At 34.0% G+C, this 17,869-nt stretch carries 14 protein-coding genes; all 14 read right to left on the bottom strand.

The features are described 5' to 3' along the window. Positions 1-519 precede the first annotated feature (519 nt). The gene (locus BW983_RS18375) at positions 520-1,197 is read right to left on the bottom strand and encodes a hypothetical protein (RefSeq protein WP_076553325.1); all 678 of its coding nucleotides are present in this window, start codon (positions 1,195-1,197) and stop codon (positions 520-522) included. Between the two features lie 7 nt (positions 1,198-1,204). Next, positions 1,205-2,068, bottom strand: coding sequence for a dTDP-4-dehydrorhamnose reductase (gene rfbD, locus BW983_RS18370; protein ID WP_076553324.1), 864 nt, complete (start codon positions 2,066-2,068; stop codon positions 1,205-1,207). A 42-nt stretch (positions 2,069-2,110) separates the two neighbouring features. Further along, positions 2,111-2,596, bottom strand: coding sequence for an acyl-CoA thioesterase (locus tag BW983_RS18365; RefSeq protein WP_065396502.1), 486 nt, complete (start codon positions 2,594-2,596; stop codon positions 2,111-2,113). A gap of 70 nt (positions 2,597-2,666) precedes the next feature. Next, on the bottom strand, positions 2,667-3,170 hold the full coding sequence (locus tag BW983_RS18360; protein ID WP_065396501.1) for an OmpH/Skp family outer membrane protein: 504 nt from the start codon (positions 3,168-3,170) through the stop codon (positions 2,667-2,669). Positions 3,171-3,236: 66 nt separating this feature from the next. Next, positions 3,237-3,788: an OmpH/Skp family outer membrane protein gene (locus tag BW983_RS18355; RefSeq protein WP_065396523.1), complete on the bottom strand. Its 552-nt coding sequence runs from the start codon at positions 3,786-3,788 to the stop codon at positions 3,237-3,239. 8 nt (positions 3,789-3,796) lie between these two features. Continuing rightward, the gene (gene bamA, locus BW983_RS18350; protein ID WP_076553323.1) at positions 3,797-6,331 is read right to left on the bottom strand and encodes an outer membrane protein assembly factor BamA; all 2,535 of its coding nucleotides are present in this window, start codon (positions 6,329-6,331) and stop codon (positions 3,797-3,799) included. Positions 6,332-6,359: 28 nt separating this feature from the next. Beyond that, positions 6,360-7,109 (bottom strand): isoprenyl transferase, encoded by a 750-nt coding sequence (locus BW983_RS18345; RefSeq protein ID WP_076553322.1) that lies wholly within the window; start codon positions 7,107-7,109, stop codon positions 6,360-6,362. Between the two features lies 1 nt (position 7,110). Beyond that, positions 7,111-8,001 carry a type IX secretion system protein PorG gene (porG, locus tag BW983_RS18340; RefSeq protein WP_076553321.1) on the bottom strand — a complete coding sequence of 297 codons (891 nt, stop codon included), beginning with the start codon at positions 7,999-8,001 and terminating at the stop codon, positions 7,111-7,113. Positions 8,002-8,214: 213 nt separating this feature from the next. Next, complete coding sequence (locus tag BW983_RS18335; protein WP_076553320.1) at positions 8,215-10,701, bottom strand: exopolysaccharide transport family protein; 2,487 nt, start codon at positions 10,699-10,701, stop codon at positions 8,215-8,217. 5 nt (positions 10,702-10,706) lie between these two features. Further along, positions 10,707-11,573: a polysaccharide biosynthesis/export family protein gene (locus tag BW983_RS18330; RefSeq protein WP_084184583.1), complete on the bottom strand. Its 867-nt coding sequence runs from the start codon at positions 11,571-11,573 to the stop codon at positions 10,707-10,709. A 35-nt stretch (positions 11,574-11,608) separates the two neighbouring features. Continuing rightward, positions 11,609-12,727, bottom strand: a complete 1,119-nt coding sequence (locus BW983_RS18325) for a glycosyltransferase family 4 protein (protein ID WP_076553318.1) — start codon at positions 12,725-12,727, stop codon at positions 11,609-11,611. A gap of 107 nt (positions 12,728-12,834) precedes the next feature. Next, positions 12,835-13,836, bottom strand: a complete 1,002-nt coding sequence (locus BW983_RS18320; RefSeq protein WP_076553317.1) for a glycosyltransferase family 2 protein — start codon at positions 13,834-13,836, stop codon at positions 12,835-12,837. Positions 13,837-13,839: 3 nt separating this feature from the next. Next, positions 13,840-14,910, bottom strand: a complete 1,071-nt coding sequence (locus BW983_RS18315) for a formimidoylglutamase (protein ID WP_076553316.1) — start codon at positions 14,908-14,910, stop codon at positions 13,840-13,842. Positions 14,911-15,063: 153 nt separating this feature from the next. Continuing rightward, positions 15,064-17,625, bottom strand: a complete 2,562-nt coding sequence (topA, locus tag BW983_RS18310; RefSeq protein WP_076553338.1) for a type I DNA topoisomerase — start codon at positions 17,623-17,625, stop codon at positions 15,064-15,066. Between the last annotated feature and the right edge of the window lie 244 nt (positions 17,626-17,869).

Raw genomic sequence — 17,869 nt, 5'->3', positions numbered from 1 at the left:
TCAATTGGGACTGCAAAGATACTAACTTTATTTTAACTCGCAAATTTTATTTGATAAAAAATGCAAAGCTTTTTTTCGTTCTTATCTTCTTGAAGCAATATCGTCTCTGCCTATCTAAAAGCTCTTCTGCGCTACTGATATACTCTCGTTTTCAGTGGGGCAAAGATAACAACTTTATTCAAAGCAAAACAAACTTATTTAACATAAATTTCATCTTAAATTAATATTCAACCCTAAGCAACTGGTTTAAAGGGAGAAAAAGTTTAAACATTTGTTTGAGGGAGAGCTGTGGGGGGAATTAAAGAATATGAGAATGGAAGGTAGCAACGTTTTATATATAATATAGACGTGATGGTGTTTAAATAAGTGATGAAGGATACTATTATATAGTAAAGGTTGCCTAATTTAGACAACCTTTATATAATTATTTTGAAAAAATTGGTATTTAATATAACTTATACCACTTTAATTACTTTTAAATCTTCTATCGAATTTTTTTTGAAGTAATAAGCTACAAAACTATTTAATTTCTTTATAAATAGTTTTCAAAAATTCTGCGAATGACTTCTCCAATCCTACAACATCTCCTGATTTAAGGTTTAACCCTCCTACCCCTGATGTATCTGCTTTAATTTTTACAGAAGAAATCTGGAAGTACAGATTATCATTATTGGTTTTAGGTTGAACTTTCACCGTTGATCCTAAAAGTTTCTTGGTTGAGATTGTATATACTTCTCCAGGAATAATTTTCAATTTCAAAAATGATCGGGGTGATAAGGTATAATCTTTCTGATTGATATTTATTTTCTGATTCTTTTCTGAGGAAGCAAATATATACATCGAGCCATCCTGAACGGTTATTTTTTCTTTTGGAGTATAGTATAATCCAATCTTATAATTTGCAGCGTTAAATTCCTGAGGTGAACCGTCAACATTTTCAAATGGCTTTATGGTAAAAGTATTGGCTCCGATTTCTTTTGCCTTTTTATATACTGATGAAAATACGGTTGCATCATCTTTTGAAAAACCCTGAACTTCTATTTCCCCCAAATAAATGGCATCTGTATTTCCATCTTCTTTTTTATATAGAAATTTGTCTGAATTATCATTGGTTTTTTCCACCTTGGTCAGATAAACATTCTGTGCATTCCAAAGCTGCACACACAATACGGAAAAGATGATTACTATATTTTTCATACTATTATTATTGTTGTGAAAGAATCTCAACACATTCTTCCAGGCTATTTTCCCAGTGTTTTGGTTCTATTTTATATGTCTCTTCTATTTTATCCAGAGACATTGTACTTCTCACTGGTCTTTTTGCAGGAGTTGGATACTGCTCGGTAGTCAATGGATTTAATTTTATTGATGATTTTGAAAATTCAGCAATTTTTTTGGCAAATTCAAACCAAGTCGTCTCCGGGTAATTTGAGAAGTGAAAAATTCCGAACACTTTTCTGGGAGATTCAATGATATCCATAATTGCCTCTGCAAGATCATTAGCATTTGTAGGCTGACCAAACTGATCTGCGACAATCCCCAATTCTTCTTTTTGAGTAAAGAGATTCAACATTGTTTTAACAAAATTCTTATTGAACTCTGAGTAAAGCCATGAAGTTCTCAGAATAATGGTTTTCGGATTAATTTCCAATGCAAGCTCTTCCCCTTTTCTTTTTGATTCACCATACACCCCAATAGGATCTGTAAAATCATCTTCAGAATATGGAAGATTTGTATTACCATCAAATACATAATCTGTAGATACGTGAATAAGAACAGATTTGTACTCAACACAAGCCTGAGCCAGATAAGCAACCCCATCTGCATTTACAGCAAAGGCTTTATCTTTTTCTTTTTCCGCAAGATCTACCGCTGTGTATGCAGAAGCATTGATACAATAATCTGGTTTATTATCATAAAAAAAATTATTAACCTGATCTTCTTTTGTTATATCCAGAATTGTGGAATCTGTAAATAAAAACTCATATTGATTTTCAAAATCGGAAGCTATTTTTCTGATACAGTTTCCTAGCTGACCATTACTACCGATTACTACTATTTTTTTCATAAATATTAATTTAAAATTTCAAAAACTCAACAAGAAAACTTATTAAGAGTTTTTTGCATTTTGTATTCTCAAAAATTTAACTCTTGGCTGAAAGTCTTTTTGTTCCAAATCTACATAGAACTTGTGGAATGTTTCTTTAATATCTTCAGGATGAACTTCAGATTTTCTTGTTTTAATATTGAAGTAAATCACTGTTACCCAAAGTACGGCATGAATTGTCTTTTCATCCAAACTTTTCATTAGAATTTCAACTTTGGCAGTCCTGTCTTGTATGTCAATAGTTTTACTACTGATTACAACCTGAGTATTGTATCTTACTTCTTTTAAATAAGCAATTTCATTTTGAATTGCAATCCATGTACAACCTGTCTGTTTAGTATATTCTTCATAAGTGAATCCGTAAAATGTTTCTACATGATCTTCTCTGGCATTGAACATATAATCAAGATATTTTACATTATTCAGATGTCCTATTGGATCACAATCACTAAACCTAACCTTTACTACGGTTGAAACTTCTTTTTCCATTCCGCAAAAATAAAAAAACCACCTCTAATAGAGGCGGTTGGTTTTATAAATCTTTGTTAATTTGCTGAAATTATTGAATTCCTAATTCTTTCTTAACAGCTGCAGTAGCATCTGCTCCAGCTTTGTAAAGGAATGCTGGTGAATTTGCATCCATGACATATTCGTAGCCGTTAGCTTTTGATACTTTTTCTACTGCGTCATTTAATTTCTTTTCGATTGGTCCGAAAGCTACTTCCTGCTTAGCTTGTAGATCTTTTTGAGCTTTATCTTGCATTTGAGCTATCTCTTCCTGAATTTTTTGTAATTCAGCTTCTCTAGCTTTGTTCTCATCAGCTGTTTTCTTAGGAGCCTCTTCACTATATTGCTTTAATTTAGCTTGTCCAGCATCTGCTTTTTTCTTGATTTCAGCTTGCTTTGCATCTAAGAATGTTTTAAGATCAGCATCTGCTTTTTTCTTTTCAGGCATTGCGTTAAGAACTCCCAATACATCTAAAGTAGCAATTTTTTGAGCCTTTGCCATACCTACAGACACAACCATCATCACTGCTGCAAATAATACACTTAATTTTTTCATAATTGGTAAATAAATAATTTAATTTGTTTTTAGATTTTAAATTTAAGCAAAAGTTAATTTAAAATATTACTTTTTGCTTTTACTAGCTTTTTCTTTTTTATCTGTTCCTTTCAATAAAATAGCTAATACTTTTTCTGTGTAATCATATTTTCCCTGAAGAAAAATAACACTAATGTTATTGCTTTTATCAAGAACTATGCCCAATCCATTTTTTTCGGACATTGTTTTGATGGCTCCCCAGATCTGATCCTGGAACGGAAGAACAAGATTTGTTCTCAGTTTTGTAATCTCACCGTTGGCTCCAAAACGTAAACTGGTAGTTGTTTTGATATTTTTATCAAGATCTACTACTTCCTTCTCTCTAAGTTTCAGCTGATCACCTATCAATAACACTTTTTCACTTTCAAATGCAGCTTTTTTTCTTTCATACTCTGACTGCAGATTTTGAAGTTCTGACTGCCAGGTATCGATCTGAGAATTTAATCTCGCTTCTGCTTCTTTATACTGAGGTAATTTATTTAAAATTTCATTAGTATCTACTACTCCAATTTTCTGAGCATTTCCAAACCCAAAAATTAAAAGCAATACAAAAGTGATGGTTATTTTAAAGTTCTTCATAGCTATAATTATAATGATTGGTTCATCAAGAAGTGGTTTTGCCATCCTGATGGTGTTCCGGACATTGTCTTATCGAATCCGTATGCGAAGTCGAATCCGATCAATCCGAATGCTCCCATGTAAACTCTAACTCCAACCCCAACTGATCTTTTTAGCTGGAATGGGTTATAATTACTCCAAGAGTTCCAAACGTTACCACCTTCAGCAAATGTTAATGCATAAATTTTAGCTGTTTGGTTCAGGGAAATCGGGTATCTTAATTCTAAAGTAAATCTGTTATAGATTGTACCCCCTCCTTTTTGAGTAATATCGGCAGCTTCCCCACCATATGTACTTGCATTATCGTAACCTCTTAACGGAATCAATTCTCGACCATCATATCTACCTCCAAATAATCCTGTACCTCCTACATAGAATCTTTCAAATGGCGGTGCACCAAGATTTTTGTTGTATCCATCCATGAATCCCATTTCAGCAGAAGATCTTAATACCAGTTTTCCGATGATTTCGTTATATACATCAGCTTTGAACTTGATCTTATAGAATTCCATCCATTTGTATTTCTCAACAGGTTGCATTGAAGAGTAATCTTTGTTACTAAACAATGAATATGGAGGTGTTAACTTAGCAGAAAGTTCAATATTTGAACCCATTGTAGGGAATATTGGGTCAATCCCTGCGGAGTTTCTACTCAAACCTAGGTTGATACTGAAGTTATTGGCACTTCCATAGTATTCTGTAGCATCACCAAACTGGAATGGATAGTTATTGAAGTCATACTTCTGGAACTGTAATCCTGTATATAGAGAGAAATAGTCATCTGGCCAGTTCAATAGTCTGTTTAGACCTGCTGAAGCAGAGAAGATGTTCAATTTCTGTGATCCTCCATACATATCACTATATTTTACTCTGGAGTTGTTCAAACTTACTGAAAGGGCTGTTGCTTTTGTACCAAATAACCATGGTTCAGTAAATGATACTCCATAGTTTTGGAAGTATTGTCCTGCCTGTACCTGAATAGAGAAAGTCTGCCCATCTCCTTGTGGTACTGGTTTGAAGTCTTTAAATTTAAGGAAGTTTCTTAGCGAGAAGTTGTTAAACGTCAAACCTAGTGTTCCGATGAAGCTATTTCCACCATAACCAGCCTGAAGCTGAACCTGAGAAGATCCTTTCTCAACTAATTTCCAATTGATATCAACCGTGTTATCTGATTGGTTAGGCTGAATATCCTGTCCAATCTGTTGTGGATCAAAGAATGTCATCCCTGCCAAATCAAAATAAGTTCTCTTGATTTCGGTTTTTTTGAATAATTCTCCCGGTTTTGTTCTCAATGCTCTAAGAATTACATGGTCATGAGTTGTTGTATTCCCTTGCCATGTTACTTTGTTCCAGGTTGCCTGCTCACCTTCATTGATTCTGATCTCAAGGTTTACAGCATCTCCTGACACTGATTTTTCAACTGGTGTTACATTTGAGAAAAGGTAACCGTTATTCATATATACGGACTTGATATCGGAATCATCTTCCTTACCTCCGTCTTCTCCTACTTTCTTATTGAATCCTACTGCATCGTATATATCTCCCTTCTTATATCCTAGTAATCTCTGTAAGTAATCAGTAGGATATACTGTGTTACCGGTAAATGTAATATCTCCGATATAGTATTTTTTACCTTCGTTAAGCTTTACGTTGATCTCGTAGTTTTTGTTTTTATTTCTCCATACAGAGTCTGAAACGATTTTTGCGTCTCTATACCCTAAAGAGTTATAATAATTGATCAAATTCTGCTTATCTTCCTGATATTTATCTTCAATGAACTTGGAAGATTTCAAGATACCACCGATACCAAAACGTTTTTGTTTTGTTTCTTTGAAGGCTTTATTTCTAAGCTTTCTATCGGTAACACTTTCGTTTCCTTCAAATTCGATATGATCGATTTTAACTTTTTTGCCTTTTTCTACATTGATGGTCCAATCAACCAAAGCAGGATCACCGGCATTTACTTTATCCTCGATAGTAATTTTAGCATCAGCAAAACCTTTCTTAATATAATCTTTCGGAATATTAGTTTTAAGGCTTGAAACTAAGTTTTGAGTAATCTTAGTTCCCGGCTTCAGATTATTGTCTTTGGCTAATTTTTCACTTTTGGATTTACCAATACCTTTTCCCTTGAATTTCACTTCTCCAAGTTCTTTCAGGTCCTGAAGATAGAATTTAAGAACAACAGTTTGTCCTTCAATACTTTCCACGTACACTTCCACTTCAGAAAAAGATTGGGTATCCCAAAGTTTTTTTACAGCATTGCTGATTTTCTGTCCTGGGATGTCTACAACTTCTCCTTTAGCTAAGCCTGTAAATCTTAAGATCTGAGCTGGTGTATATTTTTTTACCCCATCTACAACGATGTCTTTAAGTGTGTAAGTGCCTACCTCATTTTCTGCGTGTACAGCACTATTTACTTTTGTGCTGTCCTGTGGAGTTACTTGTCCATAAAAATGTGCAGAAGCAGCAAACATAATGATGGGTAATAGTCTAAACTTCATTTTATCGAGTCTTTCTTTTCTTTTAAATTTATTGGCCTTGTATCTGCTCTCCGGTTAATCCGTATCTTCTTTCCTTGTTTTGATAATCTACAATACATTGGAAGAAAATATCTTTAGTGAAATCCGGCCATAGAACATTTAGAAACTGTAATTCAGCGTAAGCAATCTGCCAAAGCAGGAAGTTGCTTATTCTTATCTCGCCGCTGGTTCTTATCAGTAAATCTACAGGAGGAAAATCTTTGGTATAAAGATAGTTTTCGAATAGTTTTTCATCAATATTCTCTACTTCTACCTTTCCTTCTTTTACGTCAGAACTAATATTTTTTACAGCTTCCAGTATTTCGTTTTGTGAACCGTAGCTTATAGCCAATACCAGGTTTCCTTTTGTGTTTTCTTTTGTAAGGTCTACCACACGCTGTAACTGCTCTTTTACTAAAGTAGGCAGTTTGTTTAGGTTTCCTATGACATGCATTCTCAATCCTTTGCTAAAGATCTCTTCCGCTTCCAGCAGTAAGGTTTCCACCAGCAGGTTCATGAGGGTGTTTACTTCTTCAGTCGGACGGCTCCAGTTTTCTGAAGAAAATGTATACAGTGTTAGGTACGGGATATCAATCTCATTACATGCATTAATAGCATTTCTTACAGCATTAATGGCATTCTTGTGACCGAAGGATCTTTCTTCGCCACGAGATTTGGCCCATCTTCCATTGCCATCCATAATGATGGCTACGTGTTTTGGTAAATTCTCAGAATTTATTTTATTTTTAATCAACGACATATTAATCACAATAACATGGAGGTCTTCCAAACGAGAATGTCAATCCAAGACTAAATGTATTCATCCAGTCTTTAGATTTTACATCTCCAATATTTCTCTTTTTAATAAATTCTTCTTCTCTTTCTTTAGCAACAGCATAATAATTTCCGGACTGTAATAATGAACCTCCTGTAGCAGGATCTAAAATATCTGCATTAAAGGATGTCTTTACATCACTGGAAAGAATCTGACTATGATCAAGCTGATCTGTCAATGTATATCTAAAGGTTGCTTCTGCAAATATAGCCCAAGTATGGTTAAACTTATACTTTAAACCTACACCAAAAGGAATATGCATGGTAACTTTTTTTCCTAATGAGTATTCAGTGGTAGTTTTGAAGTCCATTTCATTGATTGGAGCTAATGCCACACCGTCTGCATCTCTTCTAAAATCATTCGTAAGTGTAGCTTTAGGAGCATCAAACATCAATGCACCTAATCCCCCAAAAATATATGGGCTTACCATACTTACCTGTTCATTATTTACAGGGAAAAAGTTATATTCAAACATTAAACTCGCCTCATACACATTATTTTTACCGTATGAGTTTCTATTTCTTCTATATTCTTCTTTTGCAGCTTTATCGCTAAACTGAATCTGATTATATCCTAAATCTAATCTAACAGTCTGATGGGGATTAAAATTAAATCTGTATAAAATTCCACCATAAAACGGGATACCCCAATCCGACATTCTATTTAAATCCAACGGCTTTTGTAAAATATAATTTGTCCTCCCTACATCACCCACTAGGTTACTCATACCTAGACGAACCCCCAATTCGTTTCTTTGTGCTTTAACACTTACCACTCCAAGGAAGGCAAGGAAGCTAAACAATAATTTTTTATTCATAAAAGAATATGGATTTATGGTTATTTTAAAATTTAATTTTTGCAAATATAAAACATTTTTATATTAATGATAATCTTAATGTTTAGTTAAAAATAAACAAAAAAACATAATTTGTTATAAAGTAAACGGCAAAGTGGCAAAAATATTCTTTTTTTCATAGAATGAAAATAAATAAAGTATGAAAAAACCCCCATTGAATGAGGGTTTAAGGCTCTATTTTTTATTAAACATTCGCTGCATTCTGTTTCGTACCCTGATTAACAGAGGTTCTTTATAATTTTTATCCTCATCAAAATAGCCATAACCATATCCGTAACCATACCCGTAGCCATATCCCTGCTTCGTATTATAATCATTATATATAAGTCCTAAATGATCAATTTCATTATTATGATATTTTTCGGTAATCATTTTCAGCATATACTTTTCTGTGTATTCATGACGAACTACATAGATATTTGTATCTGAATATTTCATTAGTTCATAAGAGTCTGCTACAAGACCTACAGGTGGAGAATCTATGATAATGAAATCATATATTTCTTTTAATTCTTCTAAGAATTTAATATTTCTCTTGCTCATTAGAAGCTCAGAAGGGTTCGGCGGGATAGGTCCTGAAGTTGCAACATCAAGATTCGGGATCTTCGTTTTGTTGATAATCTGATCAATATCCACTTCTCCTGTAAGGTAGTTTGATATACCATATTTATTATCGATTTTAAAATCTCCAAAAATCTTTGGTTTTCTAAGGTCCATTCCTAAAAGGATTGTTTTTTTATCACTTAATCCTAATACAGAAGCCAGGTTGATAGAAATATAGGTTTTTCCTTCTCCTCCAATGGAAGAAGTGACCAATATGATCTTACCTTTTTCATCATTATTATCCATTAAGAATCTTACGCTCGCTCTTATTCCTCTAAATGCTTCGGAAACGGATGACTTTGGCTGTTCCAATACGGTAAGCATATTTTCATTGGTATTGTTACCAATTACTCCAAGAAGTGGAATTTTTGTTGCGCCTAGTAATTCTTTAATATTTCGGATCTTATTATCCAATAGTGATCCTATCAGAATAAAAACCACTGGAAGTAATAGCATGAACAGTATAATTCCTGTCTTTGCCATTTTAATATTCGGGCTAATCGGACCTTGACCTAGGTTTTTAGCAGGGTCAATTACTGTAATATCAGATTGGTTTGTCGCTACTTTTATCTGTGTTTCATTCTGCCTTCCTAAAAGGCTGTTGTAAGTAGCTTCAATCATATTATAACCTCTTTCTGCATCCAGATACCTTCTTTCTTTTTCAGGATATGAAGAAAGATCTGAATTCGCTTCAGCTACTTGCTTATCAAGGTTATTGATTTCATCATAATATTTTGTATAATAATTTTTTAAACTACCAAATGATCCTGTTTTTGCTTCACTGATTAATCTGTTTATTTCCTTCATTGGTTCTGAAGTCGGTTTATAGATTAATGCCATTTCTGCTTTCTTGGTATACAATGCTTTAAGTTCACTAACGGTAGCTGAGAACATACCATCTTCAAAGCCAGCAGCATTGGTAGCGATCATTTTATCAAAATTCTGAGACTGAAGTGTATTTTTGATGTTATTCAGAGAACTGATTTTACTTACTATATCCGCTTTCTTCGCTTCAAGATCTTTTATTTTTTCTAAAGACTTTTCATCTCTATCCTTAATATTATAAAGTTTTTCTGATGTTTTCAGATAATTAAGCACATTCGCACTTGAGTCTAATTTTGCACGAATTTTTTCCAGATTTCCTTTAAGGTAAACCTCTGTATTTTTATCTACGGTATTTCTATCAGCTAGTCTTTTCTTCTGTAGTTCTTCTACTGATGTATTCAGGAAGTTTACAGTACTGTTCAGATTATACCCTTTTTTGGTAATAATCATAATCGTACTGATTTCTTTGTCAAAGTCAACATTAATGGTAGAAACAATATCATTAACACTTTGATTGATTGCCGCTAGATTTACAATAATGTTATCCAGTTTAATCTTTGGAGTAGCAGGATTCTGAACGAGTTTGAATCTAAGATTGGGAGAGTTATACCATTCGTTTACTCTTATAATCTTATTAGTAGGTCTTGCATAGGCATTAATATTCTGAAAACCCTCTGACTCATAGCTATATAAACTTGTAGACTGTCCTTCTTCCGGCAGATTTACTTCATAAGTTCCGTTCCCTTTTGGTAATAAAGTGATCGGGTAATTGATCTGTTGAAGATGTTTTTTATCTATTTCTAAAAAAACCGGCGAGTCTGTTTTATCCAAATAGGTAGATTTTATCAATCCTTTAGTGGAATAATTAACGAAAAGGTCCAAGTTTTTCACCAAGAACTCATTATGAGATCTTGAGAAAAGCATCTTCTTTAAATATACTCCGTCCTGATTTCCTCCCTGTCCCCAAATGAAGTTAATGGATTGATTTGGAGTAAAGTAACTGGATGTATTATTGGAAATACTCAAAGAAAGGTTGGAAGCATATACGTTCTGTGCGTAATACTTACTGTATACCCAAGATAGGGCATAACCAATAAGAAACATAAAAACGAACCAATACCAGTTTTTAAATATTTTTCTTAAAAAATGTTCAACATCAAAAATTGCAAAATTCCCATACTTTTCCTTCGGGGGTTCTGCCTTTCCTACTTGTGTATCTTTTCCTGGAATCATAGGGATTAAAGTCTTTGTAGGATTGTGTATAAAGTTAATGCCGTTGTAATGGCCGTCACTCCAGTAAGTAATGTCTGGATAGGATCTTTTCCGAATCCATTCAAGCTTTTTCTTCTGGTATTAAGATAGATTTCGTCTCCATTTTGTACATAGTAAAAAGGAGAGTTCATCAAATCTTCACGGGTAAGATCTATTTTAGCAATTTTGATTCCTTCCGGCAGTTTTCTGTGAATCACAATTTCTTTTTTATCAATAGTCCTGTTCAAACCACCATTGATTGCTAAAGCTTCTGTGATGGTAAGGGTATTTTTATGAACTACTTTCTCACCTGAAAGACCTGTACTTTCAACGTCACCAAGGATATAATAAGTGATTCCGTCTGTATTTAATCTTACTTCTGATTTTCCTTCCTGGAAGTTTTCGTTTACTTTAAGCTGTATTTCTTTTGTAATATCATCCAACGTTCTTCCTTCTGCTTTTACATAGCCTACTCCGAAAACATTGATATCTCCATTACCATCAACTTTTAATCCGTTAAAATAAAAATTAATGTTACCTCCAAAGCTTGAACCTCCTGTACTACCAGCTCTTCCTCCTGCCATTGCAGAGTTCATAGAAGACCCTCCTACCCCGCCTGAGGTATTGTAGCTGGAATAAAATTGTGCAGCATCTCCTTTGGGAGTAGTAACAATATTAAGGTTTAGAATATCATTTTTTGTAATTCTGTAGATAGGAATATTGTAGGGAACAAGACCTTCTTCGTTGATCACAAGACTCTCACTTGGCTGTAAATATCTTACATCCTTTGTCGTGATGCACGATATAACCAAAAAGGGTACTATTAAAAATAAATACTTAAAGTTCTTCATCATATTTGAATATTGTTTACAAAAGTAATATTTAATTGTTAATTTTTGTTATTTCTTAATTTATATATCAAATCCGGTAAATAAGCGCCTAAAAAACCTAATGCGAGAATGATTAACAATAATATATTAACATTGGTGTGCCTCAGATAATAAGCAATTCCTACGATCATTAAATAATAAAGGATGATATAAAAAGTGGATCTTCTGTGAGTAAGATCAAGCTTAAGCAATTTGTGGTGTATATGATTTTTATCTGCGTCAAATGGTGACTTTTTGTTGTAAAGTCTTACAAAAATCACGTTTAATGTATCTACAATGGGCAAAATAAGAATTGCCACAGCTACTACCGGCGCAGACTGCAGATGATATCTTGGAACATCAATAAGTTTTTTATCAATGAAAATATCAATGAAACAAATAGAAGTAAAGGCTAGTAAGAACCCCAGCAACATAGAGCCTGTATCTCCCATAAAAACCTTATTAGTCCTGTAATGTGAGAGATTATAATATAAAAAGGCAAGAACCGTTCCTATAATAACTACAGACAATACCACCAGAGGATAATTGTATTCCCCCAATCGGTAATAACTGATGCCGAACAACGCACTACAAATTACTGAGTAACCACCTGCCAAACCATCAATCCCATCAATAAGATTAAAGGCGTTGATAAGAATAATAAAGGTAATGATACTAAATAATACACTTACAATATAGCTGAGTTCATACAATCCAAATATTCCAAACAGGCTTCTGATTCTTATATCTGAGCCTATAACGACTAGTGAAGACACAATAATCTGAGCGACCAGTTTTTTATACGCCCGCATTACTACAATATCATCCATTACTCCCACATAAAGAAGAATGATTAATGAGGCAAACAGAAATTTATAGAGGTCAAATAGCTCGTACGCAAAAATGGATGCACAGATCCCAATGGAATAAAAAATTGCAATTCCTCCAAGATTAGGAATTTTTCTAAGGTGTGAACTTCTTATACCAGGTTCATCCATCAGATTCTTCCTTCTGGAAATCTTTACAATGGTAGGTATGGAAAAAAATGTAATTAAAAAGGAGAATACGAAACCTAGTCCTATTTTTACATAGAAAATAGGTATCCCCGATCCGCTTAAGAACAATTCAAAATTTTTCATTCTTTTTCTTATCCCGTACTCATGTTACTCCCATTCAAGCGGATGATGCTTAATAGATAATACATCATCTCTTCTAATGTTCGAAACAATAGTACTCTCATTTGTGTTTATATTAATTTTCTTATCAACTTTTTCTGTCCTGCAAAAAACAACAGATAAAAAATCTTTTTCTTCACTGGCAAAGATAAAAGATAATTCTTACCAAAACGACTATAGTTCAATATATCTTGAATTTTTATTTCTCTTTCTTTGATGAAAACAGACAGTTTATCAGCCATGCTATAGAACGTTTCTTCATTTTTCACAAATGCGAGATAAGCAAGAAAGGAATATACTCCTTCAAAAATCTGAAAGTTTTTTAATTCCTTTATTTTATGAGAATATATTGATTCTTTAAATACATATTCTACATCCTGCACTGCCTTCAGAATATCAATCCCTTTTTCCGTATGAGTTTTTGTAATGGAATCTGTACGTTCCAGATACTGATAATGAAAGTTTTGAGTCTGTACGACGACATCACATTCTAATAAAAGCTGTGGTATTAACTGAATATCTTCAAAGTGAGCCCCTTTTTTAAATCTTTTTTGATTAAAAAGTTCTTTTTTAAACAATTTATTGCACGCAAAATAGCTAAGATCTGAAAAAACCGAGAAATTATTCTCAAGCTCTATTTTCTCCGGCATGTTGGGAAGCTGGGTTAGTTTTTGTGTTATCTGCCCGTTTTGATCAACTTTCTGGATATTACAAATAGCAATTTTAGCCTGATGTTTTTCTGCCAGAAAAAGCATTTCTTCGAACATATTCTCTGTGACATAATCATCACTGTCTACAAAACCAATATAATCTCCCGTAGCTCTGTCTATACCATAATTCCGGGCATCGCTTAGTCCACCGTTTTCCTTTGTAAAAGGCTTTATTTTTTCAGGATATTTTCGGGCATAGTTATTAATAACTTCCCCGGAACGGTCTTTACTTCCATCATTCACTACAAGTATTTCGATGTTCTGATAGTTTTGATTCAATAAAGAATCAAGGCATTTTGCCAAATAATTTTCGACATTATAAACAGGAACAATGATGGAAACTTTTGAGGGAACGTTTGTCATACATTAAAATTTCGTCAGTCTTGCATTCAACCAGCCTTTTTTAGCATCATCAAAATCTTTTCTTGAACATGGAATACAGTTTTCTATATCTTCATCTTCACCAAAATACCACAAATTACTGAATGTATCACGTTTAAAAGCAAATTGCCTGTCATCTATTAAAACATAAAACAGTTCATATTGTCTTTCTTTCGGGTGTGATCTCTGAATATTGATTCCTTCGATCAGATACCACAGCATTTGCGCTAAAAGCTGATGATTAAGTTGATTTTCTGAATAAATATTATAATTGAAGATTCCTACAGATTTAAGATTTTCGCTCAATCCTATTTCTTTCATATAAGCACATACTTCTCTCCTGTTTAACCCGTTTACCTGAGGGTTCATTGAAAAAGGCTCACTGAAACTTTCTATGGCATCACAATTTACCGTTACCAGATCTGCTTTTCTGAAAAAAGGCTCTGTTTTTTCTGTAGAATTCATCATTTCGGCTAGGCGAATGATATCAAACTCCACTTCTTTGATGAGTCTTACGGAATCCATTTCATTCAAATGCTTTTGATAGCCTAAATGGTGATAGTTTTTAATGGAAAAGTTCTTGGAACCTAAAATTTTTCCCAGGAAAGTATGTTCATTAATGTCTTCACCTTGTTTAAGGGAAATAATATTACTGATTTGGGTATAATTGAGACTTTTTTTATGGAAATTCAAAGTAGAAAATAGCGAAAAAGCGAAATCATTAGATCCCCCGATAATAACCGGAAGAGCTCTTTTATAATGACATGCCGATAAAACTTCCTGTAGAATGTAATGAGTATCCTGCACAGATTTTCCTGAAACCAGATCACCCAGATCTACCACCGGGATTTCAAAATCCAGCTGTGAAAGTCTGTAAAATTCTTTTCGGACTGCTGTAAAGTCTTGTACTTCTGCATCCCCGCCAACTCCTCTATAATCTGACACAAACAAAAGAACAATGCTGTCTTCTTTTATATTCTTTGTGATCCGACTTCCAATCTGCCAGCTTTCTGTTTTGAAATTTCTTGGTGAAATGATAAAGTCCTCAAAATCCATATTTAAATTAAAATTGTAATAATTTATTAATTGCTTGATGTAACAAACATACAAAAAAACACCGCAACTGACTATGTTGTGGTGCCTTTTATTCATAAAAAAACCGTTTACACTTTGTAAACGGTTTGATATATTTTATACAATAATGTAATATTATTTCTTTTTTGCAGTAGGTTTCTTTGCTGTTGTAGTTTTCTTAGCGGCAGTTGTCTTTTTTGCTGCTGGTTTTTTCTTTTCTGCAAAAGCGTTTTTATCCTGATCAGTGATCCATTTTTTAACCTCGTCAAGAGAAATCTCTTTCAGTTCTTCTCCATCATATTTGGTATCATCACTTTTCTTTGGAATTTTGAACATTGCTTTTCCGAATTTGATGAAAGGTCCCCATCTTCCGTTTTCAATGGAAATTTTTTCTTTTTCCCACTGCTGGATGTATCTGTTGGCTTCTTTTTCAAGTTTAGCATCAATCAGTTCATTGATGTCACTTTGCGAAAGGTTGTCAAAGTTGTATTTCTTCGGAACATTCACAAAGATGTCTTTATACTTGATAAACGGACCGAATCTTCCGGTACCTTTCGTTACAGGCTCTCCTTTGTAAGTTGCAATCGGGGCATCTGCTTTTTTCTTTTCGCTGATGATTTCTTCAGCACGGTTCTGATTTACAGAAAGCGGATCTTCACCTTTCGGAATACTGATGTATGTTTCTCCCCATTTTACATAAGGACCAAATCTACCAACACCTACAGAAACAGGCTGTCCATCAACCTCACCTAAGTCAAAAGGTAATCTGAATAATTCCAGCGCTTCTTCAAAAGTAATAGTTGCAATATTCTGTCCTGCCATTAATGATGCAAAGATTGGTTTTTCTTCATCATCAGTTTCCCCAATCTGGATCATTGCTCCAAATCTACCGATTCTTGCATGTACATTTTTACCTGTTTTCGGATCTACTCCTAAAAGTCTGTCACCTGTAGCACGGTCTGCATTTTCTTCTACATCTTCAATTCTTGGGTGGAATTTTGAATAGAAATCGGTCATCATTTCTTTCCATTTCTGATCACCGTTTGCAATTTCATCAAATCCTTCTTCTACTCTTGCAGTGAAGCCATAGTCAAGAATTTCTTTGAAATTATCTGTTAAGAAGTCGTTTACAACTTCTCCAATATCTGTAGGAATAAATTTATTTTTATCACCTCCGAATTTTTCATCAAGGACAACTTTTTTGATCTTATCTTTTACCAAAGACATTTTGATCACTTCACGGATTTGTGGTTCAATCTCGCGTTTATCTACATACTCTCTATTCTGAATAGTCTGAATGGTAGGAGCGTAAGTAGATGGTCTCCCAATCCCTAGCTCTTCCAATTTTCTTACCAATCCGGCTTCAGTATATCTTGCACTTGGTCTCGTGAATTTTTCTGTTGCGGTAATTGTTTTATAGCTTAGAATTTCTCCTACAGTTACTTTTGGCAACAACTTGTCGTTGTTTTCTTCGTCGTCTTCTTCTGTTTTTACGATTCCGTAAGCTTTTAAGAAACCATCAAATATGATTACTTCTCCCTGTGCTTCAAAATGATGGGGTAAAGAAGAGTTTCCAATTTCAATTACAGTCTTTTCAATTTTAGCATTTGCCATCTGAGAAGCAAGTGTTCTTCTGTAAATTAATTGGTACAGCTTATTCAGTTGTGCATCCCCAATACTTTTCACTGCGAAATCTGTAGGACGGATAGCTTCGTGAGCTTCCTGTGCAGAGGCTGATTTTGTAGTATAGTTTCTAGGAGAAGAATATTCTGCTCCGTATTCTGAGATAATTTGTTTTTTTGCTCCTTCAATAGCTTCCTGAGAAAGGTTTACCGAGTCTGTTCTCATATAGGTAATAAATCCTTCTTCATAGAGTCTCTGTGCCAGACGCATGGTATTGGTCACATTATATCCTAATCTTGAAGAAGCTTCCTGCTGTAATGTAGAGGTAGTGAAAGGAGCAGATGCGGAACGTGTTCCCGGCTTTGTTTCAACATTCAGAACTTTAAATTCTGTAGTTTTTGCCTGCTCAAGGAATTTTTCTGCTTCTTCTTCTTTTTCAAAGTCTTTTTTAAGCTTTGCTGCAATTTCCTGCTCAGTCTTATTTAAGAAAATACCGTCAAGTTTAAAACTTGCTTTTGGTTTAAATTCACGGATTTCTTTTTCTCTTTCAACAATTAATCTTACGGCTACAGACTGTACTCTTCCGGCGGATAATCCTGGCTTTACTTTTTTCCATAAAACCGGAGACATTTCGAAACCTACGATTCTGTCCAGCAATCTTCTTGCCTGCTGTGCATTCACAAGATTTTGGTCTATATCTCTAGGATTTTCAATTGCTTTTAGAATGGCATTTTTAGTAATCTCATGGAAAACAATTCTTTTTCTGTTTTCCGGTTTCAGCTTCAATTCGTCTGCCAGGTGCCATGCAATAGCTTCTCCTTCGCGGTCCTCATCGGAAGCGAGCCATACCATATCAGCTTTCTTTACGGCAGCCTTCAGTTCTGTTACCAATTTCTTTTTGTCTGCTGAAACTTCGTAATCTGGGCTAAAGGTAGCAAGGTCTATCCCCATTCCTTTTTTAGGCAAATCCCGGATATGACCGAAACTGGATTTCACTTCAAAATCCTTACCTAAATATTTCTGAATAGTTTTTGCTTTTGCCGGGGACTCAACGATTACTAAATTTTTCGACATTCTAAAAATTTTTTGCAAAAGTAAAGCTTTTTTATTATATACTTTTTGTTCTGTAATTTTAATTTGATTATTGAACCCATTCCCAGACATTTCTACAACCCCTTTTAGCAGACCAAGTGCTTTGTTTTGTATATTTTAGCTGATTATCAAATAATTTATATTTAGTGATATAGAATTTTTCATCCACTGTCATAGATGCAGGAAATATGGTTTATCATAAAAATAGGGAACAGAACCGCTATAT

It is taken from the genome of Chryseobacterium ureilyticum (assembly GCF_900156735.1).
GTDB lineage: Bacteria > Bacteroidota > Bacteroidia > Flavobacteriales > Weeksellaceae > Chryseobacterium > Chryseobacterium ureilyticum.
The sequence above is the reverse complement of the archived record's forward strand: the minus strand, read 5'-3'. Positions and strand labels throughout refer to the sequence as shown.

Bases quoted from the DNA above. Each gene is read 5' to 3' on its own strand.
- BW983_RS18375 (WP_076553325.1), bottom strand. From the start codon at position 1,197: ATGAAAAATATAGTAATCATCTTTTCCGTATTGTGTGTGCAGCTTTGG.
- rfbD (WP_076553324.1), bottom strand. From the start codon at position 2,068: ATGAAAAAAATAGTAGTAATCGGTAGTAATGGTCAGCTAGGAAACTGT.
- BW983_RS18365 (WP_065396502.1), bottom strand. From the start codon at position 2,596: ATGGAAAAAGAAGTTTCAACCGTAGTAAAGGTTAGGTTTAGTGATTGT.
- BW983_RS18360 (WP_065396501.1), bottom strand. From the start codon at position 3,170: ATGAAAAAATTAAGTGTATTATTTGCAGCAGTGATGATGGTTGTGTCT.
- BW983_RS18355 (WP_065396523.1), bottom strand. From the start codon at position 3,788: ATGAAGAACTTTAAAATAACCATCACTTTTGTATTGCTTTTAATTTTT.
- bamA (WP_076553323.1), bottom strand. From the start codon at position 6,331: ATGAAGTTTAGACTATTACCCATCATTATGTTTGCTGCTTCTGCACAT.
- BW983_RS18345 (WP_076553322.1), bottom strand. From the start codon at position 7,109: ATGTCGTTGATTAAAAATAAAATAAATTCTGAGAATTTACCAAAACAC.
- porG (WP_076553321.1), bottom strand. From the start codon at position 8,001: ATGAATAAAAAATTATTGTTTAGCTTCCTTGCCTTCCTTGGAGTGGTA.
- BW983_RS18335 (WP_076553320.1), bottom strand. From the start codon at position 10,701: ATGATTCCAGGAAAAGATACACAAGTAGGAAAGGCAGAACCCCCGAAG.
- BW983_RS18330 (WP_084184583.1), bottom strand. From the start codon at position 11,573: ATGATGAAGAACTTTAAGTATTTATTTTTAATAGTACCCTTTTTGGTT.
- BW983_RS18325 (WP_076553318.1), bottom strand. From the start codon at position 12,727: ATGAAAAATTTTGAATTGTTCTTAAGCGGATCGGGGATACCTATTTTC.
- BW983_RS18320 (WP_076553317.1), bottom strand. From the start codon at position 13,836: ATGACAAACGTTCCCTCAAAAGTTTCCATCATTGTTCCTGTTTATAAT.
- BW983_RS18315 (WP_076553316.1), bottom strand. From the start codon at position 14,910: ATGGATTTTGAGGACTTTATCATTTCACCAAGAAATTTCAAAACAGAA.
- topA (WP_076553338.1), bottom strand. From the start codon at position 17,625: ATGTCGAAAAATTTAGTAATCGTTGAGTCCCCGGCAAAAGCAAAAACT.